The organism is Alteromonas sp., from assembly GCF_984505615.1.
The window spans coordinates 47264-63054 of sequence record NZ_CFHOXV010000013.1 but is presented as its reverse complement, the minus strand read 5'-3'; the positions used below and the strand labels follow the sequence as shown (position 1 = coordinate 63054).

11 protein-coding genes are annotated in these 15791 nt (G+C 49.0%); 7 read left to right on the top strand and 4 right to left on the bottom strand.

Features of this window, described 5'->3' with window-relative positions; all coding sequences use genetic code 11:
- Positions 1 to 13 precede the first annotated feature (13 nt).
- The 4 genes from purB to AC4PME_RS09830 all read left to right on the top strand — a co-directional run bounded on the left by purB (position 14) and on the right by AC4PME_RS09830 (position 4354).
- Entirely contained in the window at positions 14 to 1387 is a 1374-nt protein-coding gene (gene purB / locus AC4PME_RS09845; RefSeq protein WP_491046100.1) for an adenylosuccinate lyase, read from the top strand.
- A gap of 76 nt (positions 1388 to 1463) precedes the next feature.
- The gene (locus AC4PME_RS09840; RefSeq protein WP_491046101.1) at positions 1464 to 2669 is read left to right on the top strand and encodes an adenylate/guanylate cyclase domain-containing protein; all 1206 of its coding nucleotides are present in this window, start codon (positions 1464 to 1466) and stop codon (positions 2667 to 2669) included.
- 6 nt (positions 2670 to 2675) lie between these two features.
- Entirely contained in the window at positions 2676 to 3827 is a 1152-nt protein-coding gene (locus AC4PME_RS09835; protein WP_491046102.1) for a JmjC domain-containing protein, read from the top strand.
- A 68-nt stretch (positions 3828 to 3895) separates the two neighbouring features.
- Positions 3896 to 4354, top strand: a complete 459-nt coding sequence (locus AC4PME_RS09830) for a GNAT family N-acetyltransferase (protein WP_119501068.1) — start codon at positions 3896 to 3898, stop codon at positions 4352 to 4354.
- 50 nt (positions 4355 to 4404) lie between these two features.
- Here AC4PME_RS09830 and AC4PME_RS09825 read toward each other — a convergent pair whose 3' ends face one another.
- Positions 4405 to 4824 (bottom strand): DUF4826 family protein, encoded by a 420-nt coding sequence (locus AC4PME_RS09825; RefSeq protein ID WP_119501067.1) that lies wholly within the window; start codon positions 4822 to 4824, stop codon positions 4405 to 4407.
- A 201-nt stretch (positions 4825 to 5025) separates the two neighbouring features.
- On the opposite strand from AC4PME_RS09825, the gene AC4PME_RS09820 reads away from it, so the two are divergent.
- Positions 5026 to 5256 carry a PGPGW domain-containing protein gene (locus AC4PME_RS09820; RefSeq protein WP_491046103.1) on the top strand — a complete coding sequence of 77 codons (231 nt, stop codon included), beginning with the start codon at positions 5026 to 5028 and terminating at the stop codon, positions 5254 to 5256.
- A gap of 97 nt (positions 5257 to 5353) precedes the next feature.
- Here the strand turns inward: AC4PME_RS09820 and ppsA are convergent, their stop codons facing one another.
- A complete protein-coding gene (gene ppsA / locus AC4PME_RS09815) occupies positions 5354 to 7726 on the bottom strand; it encodes a phosphoenolpyruvate synthase (RefSeq protein ID WP_119501066.1) in 2373 nt (790 codons plus the stop codon).
- 221 nt (positions 7727 to 7947) lie between these two features.
- Here ppsA and ppsR point away from each other — a divergent pair, with 221 nt between their 5' ends.
- Positions 7948 to 8760 carry a posphoenolpyruvate synthetase regulatory kinase/phosphorylase PpsR gene (gene ppsR / locus AC4PME_RS09810; RefSeq protein WP_119501065.1) on the top strand — a complete coding sequence of 271 codons (813 nt, stop codon included), beginning with the start codon at positions 7948 to 7950 and terminating at the stop codon, positions 8758 to 8760.
- Here the strand turns inward: ppsR and AC4PME_RS09805 are convergent.
- Both AC4PME_RS09805 and AC4PME_RS09800 read right to left on the bottom strand, forming a co-directional pair.
- Positions 8757 to 10724, bottom strand: a complete 1968-nt coding sequence (locus AC4PME_RS09805; RefSeq protein ID WP_119501064.1) for a sulfotransferase — start codon at positions 10722 to 10724, stop codon at positions 8757 to 8759. The two genes, ppsR and AC4PME_RS09805, sit on opposite strands and share 4 nt — an antisense overlap.
- A gap of 89 nt (positions 10725 to 10813) precedes the next feature.
- The gene (locus AC4PME_RS09800; RefSeq protein ID WP_491046104.1) at positions 10814 to 13501 is read right to left on the bottom strand and encodes a TonB-dependent receptor; all 2688 of its coding nucleotides are present in this window, start codon (positions 13499 to 13501) and stop codon (positions 10814 to 10816) included.
- 351 nt (positions 13502 to 13852) lie between these two features.
- Here AC4PME_RS09800 and AC4PME_RS09795 point away from each other — a divergent pair, with 351 nt between their 5' ends.
- Positions 13853 to 15787 (top strand): BCCT family transporter, encoded by a 1935-nt coding sequence (locus AC4PME_RS09795; RefSeq protein ID WP_491046130.1) that lies wholly within the window; start codon positions 13853 to 13855, stop codon positions 15785 to 15787.
- Positions 15788 to 15791: the final 4 nt, after the last annotated feature.

The following is a 15791-nucleotide window of genomic DNA, read 5'->3' as shown; positions in this document are numbered from 1 at the left end:
TTAGGAGCTAAAGGTGGAACTGACTCAGTTAACCGCAATTTCCCCTGTCGATGGCCGCTATGCAAGTAAAAGTGCAGAGCTGCGCAGCATTTTCAGTGAATACGGCTTATTGAAATACCGTGTTCAGGTAGAAGTAAGATGGTTACAAATGCTGTCTGAACAGGCTTCAATTACTGAAGTCCCTGCTTTTAGCGATGAATCTCACGCACTGCTGAACGACATTGTTGCTTCTTTTTCTGTTGATGATGCAATGCGCATTAAAGAGATTGAGCGCACAACGAATCACGATGTGAAGGCGGTTGAGTACTTCTTAAAAGAAAAAGTAGAAGGCAACAGCGAATTAAACGCAATCAGTGAATTCATTCACTTTGCGTGTACCTCAGAAGACATCAACAACCTGTCTCACGGCCTGATGTTGACTGAAGCCCGTGACACCGTGCTTCTGCCTTACTGTGATAAGCTGATCAGTGAGCTTACCCGTCTGGCGAAGGAATACAAAACCATTCCGATGATGGCCCGTACTCACGGCCAGCCTGCATCGCCTACGACTATGGGTAAAGAAATTGCGAACGTCGCCATGCGTTTACGCCGTCAGCGCGACCAGATCGCTGCGGTCACTCTGCTGGGTAAAATCAACGGTGCAGTGGGCAACTATAATGCTCACCTGTCTGCGTATGCTGATACTGACTGGCACGCCCTGTCAGAAAAATTTGTTACCAGCCTGGGCCTGACATGGAACCCGTACACCACACAAATCGAACCTCACGATTACATTGCTGAGCTGTTTGATGCCGTGGCCCGTTTCAACACCATCGTACTGGATTTTGACCGTGACGTCTGGGGCTATATTGCGCTCGGTCACTTTAAACAAAAAACCATTGCCGGTGAGATCGGTTCATCTACCATGCCGCACAAAGTCAATCCAATCGACTTTGAAAACTCAGAAGGTAATCTGGGTCTGGCAAACGCGATTTTCGACCACCTGGCCGCCAAACTGCCTGTATCACGCTGGCAGCGCGACCTGACAGACTCTACAGTTCTGCGTAATCTGGGTGTTGGTGTGGGTTATGCGGTTATTGCTTATCAGGCGACCCTGAAGGGGATCAGCAAACTGGAAGTTAACGAAGCCAGCCTGCTTGCTGAACTGGACAATAACTGGGAACTGCTGGCTGAGCCGGTACAAACCGTTATGCGTCGTTACGGCATTGAAAAGCCTTACGAGAAGCTCAAAGAGCTGACCCGTGGTAAGAAAGTCAATGCAGAAGTGATGGCTGAATTCATCGACGGTCTGACTCTGCCTGATGCAGTGAAAGCAGAACTGAAAACATTGTCTCCTGCTAACTACATCGGTGATGCAATTCGCCTTGTTGATCAGTTGCCGGAATAAATGTCACGGTATACTATTTAGTCACCGGTATGAATATTAGGGCTGCTGTGCAGCCCTTCTTCTTTTCAGGATACTTGTGAATTCACATGCTAGCAAAACCAGTGTTTCAATGCTTTCACTGGTACGGACATTATCACTTGCGGTTTTAGCCGGTCTGGCTGCCTACACACTGATTGTTGTTTTTATTCTTGAAGACTATTCAGTGTCGATTCTGTTGCTTATCGCCACCCATGCACTCCTGTTCAGCAGCACCCTTGCGCTGACTTACCGTAATCAACCGGATGCCGCTGACCGCGCGCGGTTTATATTTGTCACCAGTTGTATGACCCTCATCACGCTACTATCACTGATGTGGGAAAAAGACACGGGATTACAACAGCTCCTGCTGGTCGGCATGATCACCAGTGGCTTTATTTTTCCCCGCAGCGAACAGCAACAACGCCGGTTTGCTGAATATACCTACGGCCTGTTGTATATCATCGTGGAAGGTGTAATTGTATTCAGTGAAACTCATACCTGGGCCACACTTCGCCTGTCTAATGCCATCATTCTGGTTTCCGGCGGGCTTGTCATGCTCAGGCTGGTCAGAGATAAAATTGAAAAGCAGGCGGAAGCCTTGTTGTTGTCGGAACGCCGCAACACAACCTTGCTGAAAAGCATGTTACCGGCAGCGCCGGACGATAAGAGCAAACACTGGCCCTTAGGCCACACAGAAAAAATCACCAATGTCTCAGTGCTTTTCGCAGACCTTCAGGGTTATACCAAGCTCAGTGAAAAATACGATGACATTGGCATTGTTGCGATTCTGGACGATCTTTATCGTCTGTTCGATGCCCACGCCCTGCGCCTGGGTATTGAAAAGGTAAAAACCAACGGCGATGAATACATGGCCGCTACCGGTATCCCCTCCACCATTACAGTACCTGAATATATTCAGGAGAATACTGCGGTGACACTGTGTACCTTTGCCAGCGCAATTTTAGAAAGCTTTCATGAACTGGCAAAAGAAAAAGACCTTGGCTGTAATATCCGGATAGGAATCGCAACCGGCTCTGTCACGGGCGGGATAATCGGTGCCCATAAACCCCATTTTGATATCTGGGGAAAAACCGTAAACCGCGCAGCAAGGCTTGAACAGGCCAGTCAGCCCGGCACAATTACCGTGTGCGCCAGAACCCGGGGACAACTTGTTGATGCCGGTGCCTCTCAATTTGAATTCTCTAACAGCTTTGTCGTCGGCGATAACCTGGTTGCCCATTCATTGCGATTACAAAAAGATTAACTATTTATGTACATCTTAAATACTGATTTTAATCCTGATCAGTTTCTCGCCACTTACTGGCAAAAAGCCCCGTTAGTTATCCGCAGCGGCATTATTGATTTCGATGATCCCCTGGATGAGCATGACCTTGCCGGCATGGCGATGGAAGCTGACATCGACAGCCGCATCGTCAGCCGGACCGGTGACAAGTGGGACGTTGCCCACGGCCCGTTTGAAGATTTCGACCAGGTATGCAAAGGCAAATGGTCGTTGCTCGTACAGGCGACAGATCGTTACAGTGAAGACGTGGACGAATTAATGTCGTTGTTCAGCTTTATCCCCTACTGGCGAATGGATGACGTAATGATTAGCTTTGCTGTAGAAGGCGCCGGCGTGGGTGCACATACCGATCAGTACGATGTTTTTCTTATTCAGGGTAAAGGTTCCCGCCGCTGGCGCGTTGCGCCTCCTGACAATGCTGAAGTGTGCCGCCCGCACAAAGATTTACAACAGGTTGCCTCTTTTAACCCCGATATCGATGTAGTCCTTAAGCCCGGTGATATTCTTTATATCCCTCCGGGCTGGGCCCACGAAGGTACTGCACTGGAAGACTGCCTCACTTATTCCATTGGCTTCCGTGCCCCTGACCAGAACGATTTACTGCAACAACTGGCAGACCATCTCGCGGCAGCGCCGGCAGTAGCCGGTGTTACACCACGACGATACAGCGACCCGCACCTGTTGCCGCAGGAACATCCATCCATGGTTAGCTATGATGCGTTGTCAGGTTTACGACAACTAATGATTGATTACCTGCAATCTGACCAGGGTGAGGACGGATTGCTCAGTATTTTGAGCGCTCAGTACCTGCCGGAAAACGTGCCGGGAGAGCCCTATACCCTTGCTGAAATCACTGAAGCGGTTGAAACAGGATGTGCTGTTTACCGGGCGCCCGGCTGCAAGCCGGTATACAGTGAAAATCAGGCTGATGAAGAGTTTTCGTTTTATGTGAATGGTGAAAGGTTTAGTGCTGCGTCCTCATTAAAACCGTTATTACTGCCCGTTCTCGCTGGCCAGCCGTATCCGCCGGAACACCCGGTTGCTGACGCAGATGACATTGCGATGATTCAACTTTTGGCTATACTGATCAATAAAGGTTACTGGGAACTAAGGAACTAGTCCTTTAGGCTCGCTGCGTTTTTCATGAAGAAAGTCCCGCAGCGTACAGGCAACTCAGAGCTTGAATCATGCGTTTTCAAATCGAAAATGTTGATTGGATGAGTGGTAAAAATCGACTTACAGAACTTCGCGAACAGGTATTTGTTGTGGAGTGGCGTATTCCGCGGCAGGCAGAATTCGACGATCGGGATCCTGACGCCCTGCACATCCTTGTTTCAGACGAAAATCATCAGCCGGTTGCCACCGGCAGAATTACCAGAGACGGTGAAATTGGCCGGATCGCCGTGCTGCATGCTTACCGCACGCTGGATGTGTATAAAATTTTGTTTCGTTCTTTAATTAAACTGGGCAAAACAGCCAGAGTGGATCAGGTGAAAGTGGTTTGTAATCTGGCCAGTGTGGATGAGCATAAAGCCAGAGGTTACACACCGGAAGGGCCGGTATTCATGGAAGCGGGCATTCCCCGTCAGCGTATGTTTTGCCCTATCAACCGTTTCAGGCTACCGGACGTGCAGGAATGCCATTGAGCGGAGACTTTAAACCATAACAGTCTCCGTCATACTTAATACCCGGCAGCTCAGACAGAACCCCAAATTTCATCTTTCTCAACAAACTTATACAGTTGCTCTGCACGGTTTTGCATAATGGCTGCAAACTGTAGCTGAGTCTGATCGGTGATCCCCGAGCGCTGAATGTTTTCTGCTTTTAGCTGCCAGCTCATAACAAAGTGGCGTAATGCATCACGACCGTTCGCTGCATTACCTGCAGAGATAAAATCTACCGGTAAGTCACCACTCAGTACCCAGAATGCTGCACCGTCCATCGCTTTCACTTTCAGAACTGCCCACAACGGATAAAGATACCGGCTGGCTGCATCATCAACGGTGGATACCACAACTCCGTTCTCTGCCAGATACTTCGTTGCTTTTTTAAATTGCTCATTCAGCCACTGCTGACGTTGTTGTTCTGTAATTTGCGGCGTTGTTTGCTCTGTCATACTTCACTTCTTTTTTAATGGTGTTTTTAATGCTTTCCTGTTTCGTAAACTACCACAAACGCCATTTTTCGTCATTATTCCCGGCTTGATAGTTATCACTATCGCTATCAGCAGGGGCGTTTACACTTACTTACATCAATTCTCTTGGTTTTTGCTATAAATAAAGTAGTCTGTCAGCATTGGAGAAAAACCGGACTTATGATGATAAAAGCAATCCGAATTACACTTGGTGCCCTGCTCGCCGTTGCCGGCGTTGTACTGACCATTATTCCGGGTTCAACACTGCTGATCCTGGCCGGTCTGGTTGTACTCAGTTACGACATACCAAAGGCCCGTGTGTGGCTTAAGGTGGTACAGGGCAGCATGCAGCGGGGTGCCCGCAAGCTCGATACCTTCCTGCTTTCCCGCAAGTTGGCCCGTAAATCACGCTGAAGAACAGGCAATAAAAAAGCCGCTTTAAGCGGCTTTTGTGTCTGAGCGGGCTGGTTGGGATGGGCCCGCTTTCCTTAAACTACAAACTAACTATAGCTTATCCGTGATTTTCTGCCAGGTATAACCAGGTTTCTACCACAGTATCCGGGTTCAGTGACACAGAATCGATGCCTTCTTCCACCAGCCATGCAGCGAAATCATCATGATCCGATGGTCCCTGACCACAAATACCAACGTATTTGCCACGGGCTTTTGCGGCACGGATTGCCATAGAGAGCAACGCCTTCACGGCAGGATCACGCTCGTCGAACAGGTGGGCAATCAGGCCTGAGTCGCGGTCAAGACCCAGCGCAAGCTGTGTCATGTCGTTGGAACCGATGGAGAAACCATCAAAGATATCCAGGAACTGGTCGGCCAGCAATGCGTTAGACGGCAGTTCACACATCATGATAACCCGCAGACCGTTGTCGCCCTGCTTAAGACCATTTTCAGCCAGAATTTCGATAACCTGACGGCCTTCTTCCAGTGTGCGGACGAAGGGGATCATGATTTCAACGTTGGTCAGCCCCATCACGTTACGAACGCGCTTGATGGCTTCGCACTCCAGCGCAAAGCAGTCGCGGAAATCGTCAGAGATGTAACGGCTGGCACCACGGAAGCCCAGCATCGGGTTCTCTTCATCCGGCTCGTACTGGTAACCACCTACCAGGTTGAAGTATTCGTTCGACTTGAAGTCAGACATGCGAACAATTACTTTCTTCGGCGAGAATGCAGCACCAATGCTGGCAATGCCTTCTACCAGTTTCTGGATGTAGAATTCACGGGGTGACTCGTAACCGGCAATCATTTCACTGATTTCTTCTTTCAGCTCTTCAGGCTGGCTGTCGAAATTCAGCAAAGCTTTAGGGTGAACCCCAATCATGCGGTTAATAATGAATTCAAGACGGGCCAGACCCACACCGGCACTTGGCAGGCGGGCGAAATCAAATGCACGGTCAGGGTTACCTACGTTCATCATCACTTTCAGTGACAATTCCGGCATGGCATCAATGCGGGAAGTCACCACATCAAATTCCAGCTCAGAACTGTAGATGTAACCTGTATCACCTTCCGCACAGGAAACCGTGATTTTGTCGCCGGTGGCAATAGAATCTGTGGCGTTACCACACCCTACCACTGCCGGAATACCTAATTCACGGGCGATGATTGCAGCGTGACAAGTACGGCCACCACGGTTAGTCACAATGGCAGAGGCCTTTTTCATGATGGGTTCCCAGTCAGGATCCGTCATGTCAGTGACCAGCACATCACCGGGCTGAATCTTGTCCATCTCTTCAATTGAGCCAAGCACTTTCGCCTCACCGGCACCAATCTTGTGACCGATAGCACGGCCTTCACAGACGATGCTGCTCTTATCTTTGAGGTGGAAACGTTCAATTGTCTGACTGTCTTCGCGGCTGCGTACCGTTTCAGGACGGGCCTGAACAATGTACAACTTGCCGTCTGTACCGTCTTTAGCCCATTCAATGTCCATAGGACGCTGATAGTGCTTTTCAATGATTACAGCCTGCTTAGCCAGTTCCTGTACTTCATCGTCAGTCAGAGAGAATCGCAGACTGTCGGCTTTGTCGATATCAACAATAGATACCTGCTTGCCATGGGACTCATCTGCAGAATAAATCATTTTTGTCAGCTTGCTGCCCAGATTACGGCGCAGGATAGCCGGGTTACCATTGGCCAGCGTAGGCTTGTGTACATAGAATTCGTCAGGGTTAACGGCACCCTGCACCACCATCTCACCAAGACCAAATGAACTGGTCACAAATACCACATCATCGAAGCCTGATTCTGTATCAATGGTGAACATAACACCGGAAGACGCGATGTCGCTTCGTACCATGCGTTGTACACCGGCAGACAGTGCAACCCCTTTATGGTCGTAGCCCTGGTGAACACGATAAGAGATGGCACGGTCGTTAAACAGAGAGGCAAATACGTGCTTGATAGCCACCAGCACCGCATCGTAACCTTTTACGTTCAGGAAAGTTTCCTGCTGCCCTGCGAAAGATGCATCAGGCATATCTTCTGCTGTTGCGGAAGAGCGGACTGCGAACGACGCCTCATCACCGGCATCGCCCTGTAACGTTGCAAATGCTTCCTGAATTGCAGTTTCCAGCGCGGGCTGGAACGGCGTGTCGATGATCCACTGACGGATGTTTTTACCTGCTTCAGCCAGTGCTGTTACATCGTCAACATCCAGGGTATCCAGTACATCATGGATCCGTGCTTCAAGACCACTTTGCTCAAGAAACTCGTTAAATGCATCTGCAGTTGTAGCAAAACCGCCCGGCACCTGCACACCTGCATTTGCCAAATTAGAAATCATTTCACCTAAAGATGCATTCTTGCCGCCAACGCGACCTACATCATGCATCCCCAATTCCTGGTACCAAAGTACGTATTCTTGCACGGCCAAAGCCTCCAGCTTTATTAAACTTGTCAGTTCCGCTAATTTACGCAACCTGTGTTACGAAATGTTTATCACGAAACTTTGCGATATTCGCCGAGGTTAGTGCCAACCTGTTCATAGCATGCTGGCTTTTCGACGGTTTCATCTTAGAATGGTGAAAAATCGAAAGTAAAATCTTTCTGTATTCCGTAATAAAATTACAACAATGTTAAGGATTTGTTTTGCGTACCGCATACTACATTTCAGATGGTACAGCCATCACTGCTGAGGTCTTCGGCCACGCCTTACTGTCTCTGTTCCCTATACAGTTTAATCACACCACGATTCCCTTCGTTGAAACCGAGGAACAGGCCTACAAGGTACTGGAGAAAATTTCTGAAAGTTTTCAAGATACGGGAGAAAGGCCGCTCGTTTTTTATACAATTGTGAATGTCGATGTGCGCAAAATTATCTCCCGTTCAGTGGGTATTAATTATAATTTTCTCGATCAATTCGTTGCGCCTGTTGAAAAAGTGCTCGGTGTACCATCAAAACCGGAAAAACACCGTACCCACAGTATTCACGAAAAAACCTATGATATTCGCATTGAAGCGGTGAACTATGCACTGGCCAATGATGATGGTTCCAACATCAAAAACTACGAAGAAGCAGACATTATATTAGTGGGTGTTTCCCGTTCAGGTAAAACACCCACCAGCCTTTATCTGGCGCTTCAGTACGGCATTAAAGCGGCCAATTATCCATTCACTGAGGAAGACATGGGTGACATGCTGAAGATGCCCCCTGCACTGCGCCGTTATAAACAGAAGTTGTTCGGCCTGACCATCCATCCGGAAAGGCTCAGCCAGATCCGTTCTGAGCGCAGGGCCAACAGCCGCTACGCGTCACTGCAGCAGTGTCGTATGGAACTTCGGGAAGTAGAAAACCTCTATCGTCGCGAGCGCATCCCGTTTTTGAATTCAACCCGCTATTCCGTAGAAGAAATTTCCGCGAAAATTCTTGCTGAAACCGGCCTGCAACGGAAGAAATACTAAGCTTCAGTCTCCCCGTCCAGTACCGAAAACAATGGCGCAAGGTAAGGTTCAAAGCCTTTCCATTGCGTCATGCCGGAACGGTAAATCGGTTGTCTTACCTGCTCTGAGCTGGGGGTTTTAATCACCCGCTTCGTCTGATGGAAGTTCAGGCAGGCCTCTTCAAAAGGTAATCCGCAAAAGTCCAGCATGCGTCTGACCTGCCCTTCAAGATCGTTAATCACATCTTCGTGCTGCACCGTCAGGATTTGTCCCGGCAATACTTCATGCCAGTGATCCATCAGCTTCCGGTAAGCATTGTAATAACGTCCGATGTCATTCAGTGAATAGCTGAACTCCTGTCCTTCGCCGAAAAGCTGCTTGAACCCGCTGAAACAGCAAGCCACAGCATCCCGTCTGGCATCAATGATTTTGGCATTGGGCAGAATGCGTTTGATAAGTCCGGTATGAATAAAATTGTTGGGCATCTTATCAATAAAAAATGGTGCACCCCGGCGGTATGCACGGGTTTGAGCAATATACTGCTCTCCCAGTTTTTTGCATTGCTCATCGGTGAGGGATGACAAGTTTTGCGGATAAGGCACCGCCTGATGGCTGAGCCCTGATGCGATCCCCAGAATATCATGCAGCTCCATCGTGCCGTCGACCATAGAGTGAGAGGCCAGAATCTGTTCCAATAGTGTAGAACCGGCGCGGGGTAAACCCACGATGAAAATCGGATCAGGAGCATCACAGCCTTTTGCGTGCTCAAACAAAGCCGCATTGCAGGCGGACTGCTGTGACGCCATCGCCTGTTCAGTACGGGAGATATCGAAACGGAGTGTCTGGCGCTTCAGCTGATTACCGTTATCGTAATAACGGAAAGCATCATCAAACGCTTTATCGTCTTCACTGGCTTTACCCAGCGCAAAATACAGATGAATTTTATCGTCCAGCGCAGTATTTTCATTCTCTGCTGCCGTTTTCATCCCGCCAGTCAGCGAAGCTGGAAAGCTATACGTTTTGGTATTCGCCAGGCTCCAGTAAGCATCACCGAAATCAGGCGCTATCTCTGCTGCTTTTTCGTAGGCGGCCACAGCGGCAGCGGCGTCGCCTGCGGCCTTCAGCGCATGGCCATACTGTACCCATAACGCTGGTCGCCTGCTGTTTTTATCAAGCAGTGTGCGGTATAAAGTCAGTGCCTCATCTACCTCCCCGGTGCCGGTGAGAGCATGGGCAAGAGCTACGGCTGCCTGAAAATTATCCGGCTGTCGTGCCAGACGCCCGCGGGCAAATTCAACGGCACGGGGAAACTTACCCAGCTTACCCAGCACACTTTGATACGCAGTCGCTGCAGCTTCATTATCCGGATACAGTTCTGTACAACTTTCCAGCAGGAATTCTGCATCATGATAAACCTTCAGTTGCATGCCGGCTTCCGCAAGTAACATCATGGCATCGGGATGATGTTTATGCTGTTTGAGAAAGTCCCTGCAAATTTGTTCTGCTTTTTGTAACTGCCCTTCATGGAGTAAATCCATGGCCCCCAGCAGTGGTTTTGGCAGTGACGATAAGGACTGAATGTGTTGTCCTGCCAGCATCAGTGCGTCTGTGTTACCGGTCTGGCGGTATACCTGTTCCAGCTCCCGCCAGGCAGTCAGCAGAGCCGGATTAAATCGTGTAGCACGGTAAAACGCAGCGGCCATCTCCCGGCCTTTCTGCAGCGCTTTAAAACAATACCCCTGCTCCTGATATCCCCGACCATAATCGGGAAAAGCTTTCAGTAATCTGTCCAGAACAGGAAGGGCCTGTGCCGGCTCTTTTGTCATTCGTAAAGCCACAGCCATCAGGTACAGGCATTCACGGTCTGTCAGGGTATTGTCATTTCCCGACAAACACTCTTTGCATAACGACACTGCCTGCGCGAACTGAGACTGCATCAGGGCTTTTTTGGCTTCATTGAGACGAGACTGAACGGAACGGGTCATGTTAATCCTGCATTAAACAACGAAAAAACGGCAAGCCCGTAAAGGCTTGCCGTTTCAATATTAACGTAATTACTTACGCAACGGATAACTTAAAAATAATCGTAAGACAAACGCACACCAATGGTACGCGGACGGTTAGTTACCACTTTCGGCGTGAATTGCTGCGTATCGATGTTCAAAATAGCATTCTCATCAAATACATTGTCTATGTACAATTCAGCTTTCCACTCATCATTGGTCACACCCACCGCAAGATTTGTCAGTACATAGGCTTCCTGTACATAACGGCCGCCACGGAACGTTTCGCCGTTGCTGTCTGCATAGGTTACGCCTTCATACACTGCAGCTTCATCTTCGATTTTAAGGCCTGAGCCCGTGCCGTAGATAAGTTGCGTGGCATCTTCCATTACGTAAGCATCCATCACCATACCGGCAAGTCTGTCACCGGTGTAGCTCACAGAAGCATTCACGTAACCGCGCTTGTCACCCTGTAATTCAAAGAAATAACGGGCGTTTACGTTTCCTGAGAACTTCGCAGAGTAAGGCAGTTCAGAACCGACACCGGCAGAAATACCTTCCAGCTCAGAGTTCACGCGGGTCAGCTCAGTATCCAGCAAGCTGAATGCACTGCTGATGATTAAATCATCACCGGCAAGCCAGGTAATATCGGCATCAAGACCACGGATCTCAGCATCACCCACGTTGTCGGTGAATACCAGGAACGAGATATTGGTCGGATCGAAACGTGAAGTTTGCAGATCGGTGATTTCAGAATAGTACGCAGTTGCATTCACACGTACCAGTCCGTCAAAGAAATCCCCTTTCAGACCAAGTTCATAGTTGTCCAGCGTATCCGTTGTAGAGTAAACAGGAATACGGAAGTTCTCGAACTTACCGGACTGATTAGACGCCAGACCACCACCAACACGGTTAGTTACCGGCGGACGGAAACCTTCTGAATAGTTAGCAAACAGTAAGATGTCGTCTGTCACTTTCCAGTCCAGTGAGAATTTCCAGATAGTGTCATCAACGGTAAGTACGCCGTCAGAATCCAGCAGGTCCACTTCCAGCTGACCGCTTTGAATAGCTTCATTAACCAAAGCAGGATCCAGTCCCACTGCAGCTAATTCAGCATCGTCCATTGTACCGAATGCACGGATACGGCGGGACACATCTACGGTGGTTGTAGAGCCTTTGTATTCGTCGTCAATCTGGTACCAGCGGGCACCCACACTGGCAGTCAGGGTATCGGTGATATCGTATTCAAACTGACCGAACACTGCTACCTGTTCAATGGTATGAGTAATGTCGTTAACGAAGCTGATATCAGCCGGGAACGGCCCGCCATCACTGTTAATGCCTTCATTACCTACCAGATTTCTTGCCATATCCGGGAATAACTCAGTACTGGCAATGTTAAACTGACCAACAGTAGCCACTTCCTGATCGTCATAGAACAGACCGGCAGTAACACGCCATGGCTCATCCATGGTGGTATTAAAACGCAGCTCATGGGTCATACGGGTTGAAGTGGTGTCTTCACGGTAGAACTTGGTAGGGTCAAGGCAGCGGTCTTCGCTGTTTGCATCAGAGCTGTCATAACTGCATACATAGTACGCTGAGAATAAACCGCCATTAGTGTAACCGGTGTAGTCTGCAAGGGTATCGATTTCACGGTCGAGGTAACCACCGGTATAAACCACATCCAGCTTTTGCAGACGGCCTTCCAGTGTCCATGTCGTCAGGCCGAATTCATCCTGGTTTTCTTCAGGCTGGAAACGGTTAGTGGAGCTTTCTCCTTCCAGATTCGGATCGTATGCAAACACACCTTCTGTTTCTAACGTTTGCTGTGTGTGCTGCACCAGCAGATCCCAGTCATCATTGATGTGGTATGACAGACCAAAACGGGCACCGGCATAAACTGCATCGTTGAAATCGTCTTCAACCAGCGAATCATTTCGCGGTGACACTACGTCAGCATCTACCGGAGACGTGATCTCAGGATTAGTAATGCGGTTTGCATCCATGCCTGCGGGGTTGGTTAATACACCACCGGAAATACGGCTGATCACCTGTGCACTGCCGATGTAGCCACCGTTACCCGGCTCATTCAGCACGTTATCAATCCAGCCGCCCTGTCTGTCGTTATAGGCAGCAACACGAACAGCAAGGTCATCGGTCAGAGGCATGTTGAAATAAGCTTCAACCGCATTGCTCATCTCGCCGCCTTTGGTGAAACCAATATTGGTATCAACACCGGCAGAAAAACCTGAGTGATCAGGTTTCGCGGTGATCATTCTCACCGTACCCGCCTGCGAGCTTGCGCCGAACAGTGTGCCCTGAGGACCGGGCAGTACTTCTACGCGCTGGATGTCAGTTGCGTAAATGTCGAGGTTACGGCCGGCCATGGATACCGGCTGTTCGTCCAGGTAAAAAGCAACTGAAGGTTGCAGTGCCTGAACAGATGACAACATGATATTTGATTGTGTGGTTGCAGCACCACGGATATAAATTTCATTCTGACCCGGGCCTGTCCCCTGGAATACCACGTTAGGTAAGAATTCGACGTAATCCTGGAAGCTGTCAATGCCAAGGTTTTCCAATGCTTTTCCATCAAGCGCGCTGACCGCGACCGGTACATCCTGTATAGATTCACTACGTTTGGTTGCCGTTACCTCAATGGTTTCGATCTTCGCTTTGCTTTGTGCTTCCTGGGCGTGCACCGGAGATGCCGCCAGCGCTGCAACGATGGCACAGCTTAGACGTGTTTTATGCATGTGTGTTCCTCTGGTTCTTTATTTTACTTAGATGAGTAAATATTTTATGTCGTGCTATTTGCTTATCATTTATTTAGCAATCGCAAGCAGATATACTTGTTCGCTAACAATTTGGTTCATACGTAATCGCGGTGATAGCGTTACAAAACCCTCTAATTATAGCAGATAAGTCAAAAAACTTGTCTATGATCCCTTTCGGAGACAATAAAATCAAGTTGAACACTAATTATTATACTTATGGCAAATATGAATGAGCCTTAAACGAAACGCCAAAATTGTCGTATTCATTCATAATTAATATCTATTAAGACAAAGGAAGCCGTAGTGACAGAAACCAGTAAACCGGGTGCAATGTTAAATAAACCGGTATTTTTTACCTCTTCTCTGGCCATTCTTGTTTTGCTGATTTATGCAGCCAGCAACCCTGACCAGGCCAATACATTCTTCCAGTCACTGCAGGACACAGTGGCGCAAAATGGCGGGTGGTTTTACATCCTCACGGTAGCCATCATTCTTCTTACCGTGGTGATCCTCGGATTTTCCCGGTATGGCGATATCCGTCTCGGACCCGATCACGCCACGCCGGAGTTCAGCAAACTGACATGGTTATCTATGTTATTTGCCGCCGGTATGGGGATAGGATTGATGTTCTTCGGTGTTGCCGAGCCGGTCATGCACTTCCTCGCGCCGCCCACAGCCGACCCGAACAGTATTGCCGCAGTGAAAGAAGCCATGAAAACCACCTTTTTCCACTGGGGCGTACATCCATGGGCAATTTATGCCGCGGTTGCGCTGGTGCTGGGTTACTTTGCCTACCGTCATCAGCTACCGCTGACATTACGTTCGGCACTCTATCCTTTAATTGGTGAGCGTATCTACGGCTGGCCCGGCCACCTGGTGGATATATTTGCTGTTACGTCCACTATCTTCGGTGTGTCCACGTCACTGGGTTTCGGTGCAGCACAAATTAATGCCGGTTTGTCTTATGTGTTCGGCATTCCAAGCACAACAGGTGTACAAATTGGCCTGATGGCCGGTGTTGTGGGTATTGCCATCATTTCTGTGACTACCGGTCTTGATAAGGGGATCCGCCGATTATCCGAAGCAAATATGTTACTTGCCGTAGCATTACTGGTTTTCGTACTGGTGCTTGGCCCCACGGTATTCCTGCTGCAGGCTTACCTGCAAAACATGGGAGCGTATGCTTCCGACATCGTGCGCAATACCCTCAACTTGTTTGCCTACGCCAAAACAGACTGGATTGGCGGCTGGACAATTTTCTACTGGGGATGGTGGTTAGCCTGGGCGCCCTTTGTTGGTTTGTTCATTGCCCGTATCTCTTATGGCCGCACCATCCGTGAATTCGTCATGGGTGTACTGCTTATCCCGACTGCATTTACCCTGTTGTGGATGACCGTGTTCGGCAACACCGCTATCGATATGGTACTGGTACAGGGCAAAGACGCGCTGGCTTCAATGGTAAACGAAGATACCTCAGTCGCCCTGTTTGTCTTTTTAGAAAACTTCCCGTTCAGCAGTGTACTGACTTTACTGGCAGTACTGATGGTAGTGATTTTCTTTGTGACCTCCTGTGACTCAGGCGCCATGGTTGTGGACATGCTGTGCTCTAACGGTCGTAACGATACGCCTTTATGGCAACGCATTTACTGGGCTGTCAGCGTGGGTGTGGTGGCTGCCATCCTGCTCTACGCCGGCGGGCTGGGCGCGTTGCAAACCATGACGATAGTCGCAGCACTGCCTTTTTCGGTGATATTGCTTGTTGCACTCTTCGGCCTGATGAAGGCCCTGCGGGTGGAAGATTACAAGCGGGAAAGTATGCAAATAAGTGGTTTTCAGACCAGTACCGGTGACAGTGACAAAAACTGGCGTTCGAGGCTGGAAAACATCGTGTCTTTCCCGAACAAAAAAGCCGTAAATCGCTTTCTGGATAAAACGGTACTGCCGGCATTTAGTGATGTAAAAGAGGAATTTGGTAAACTGAATTTTGATGTGGAAATTGAGCAGACAGATAAGTTCATGATGCTGACGGTGAAACTCAACGAGCAGCCTGATTTTATCTATGCGGTTTATCCTACATCCACAGTACAGCCGGATTTAAACGGTACGCTGGACATAGATAGTGATGACACGTACTATCGCGCCGAAGTTCACCTGAGTGAGGGTGGACAGGGATACGACATCATGGGCTGGTCGACACTTGCTGTTATCAACGATGTCATCGATCAGTACCACAAACACCAGCACTTTTTACACCGGTTAGTGTGAAATC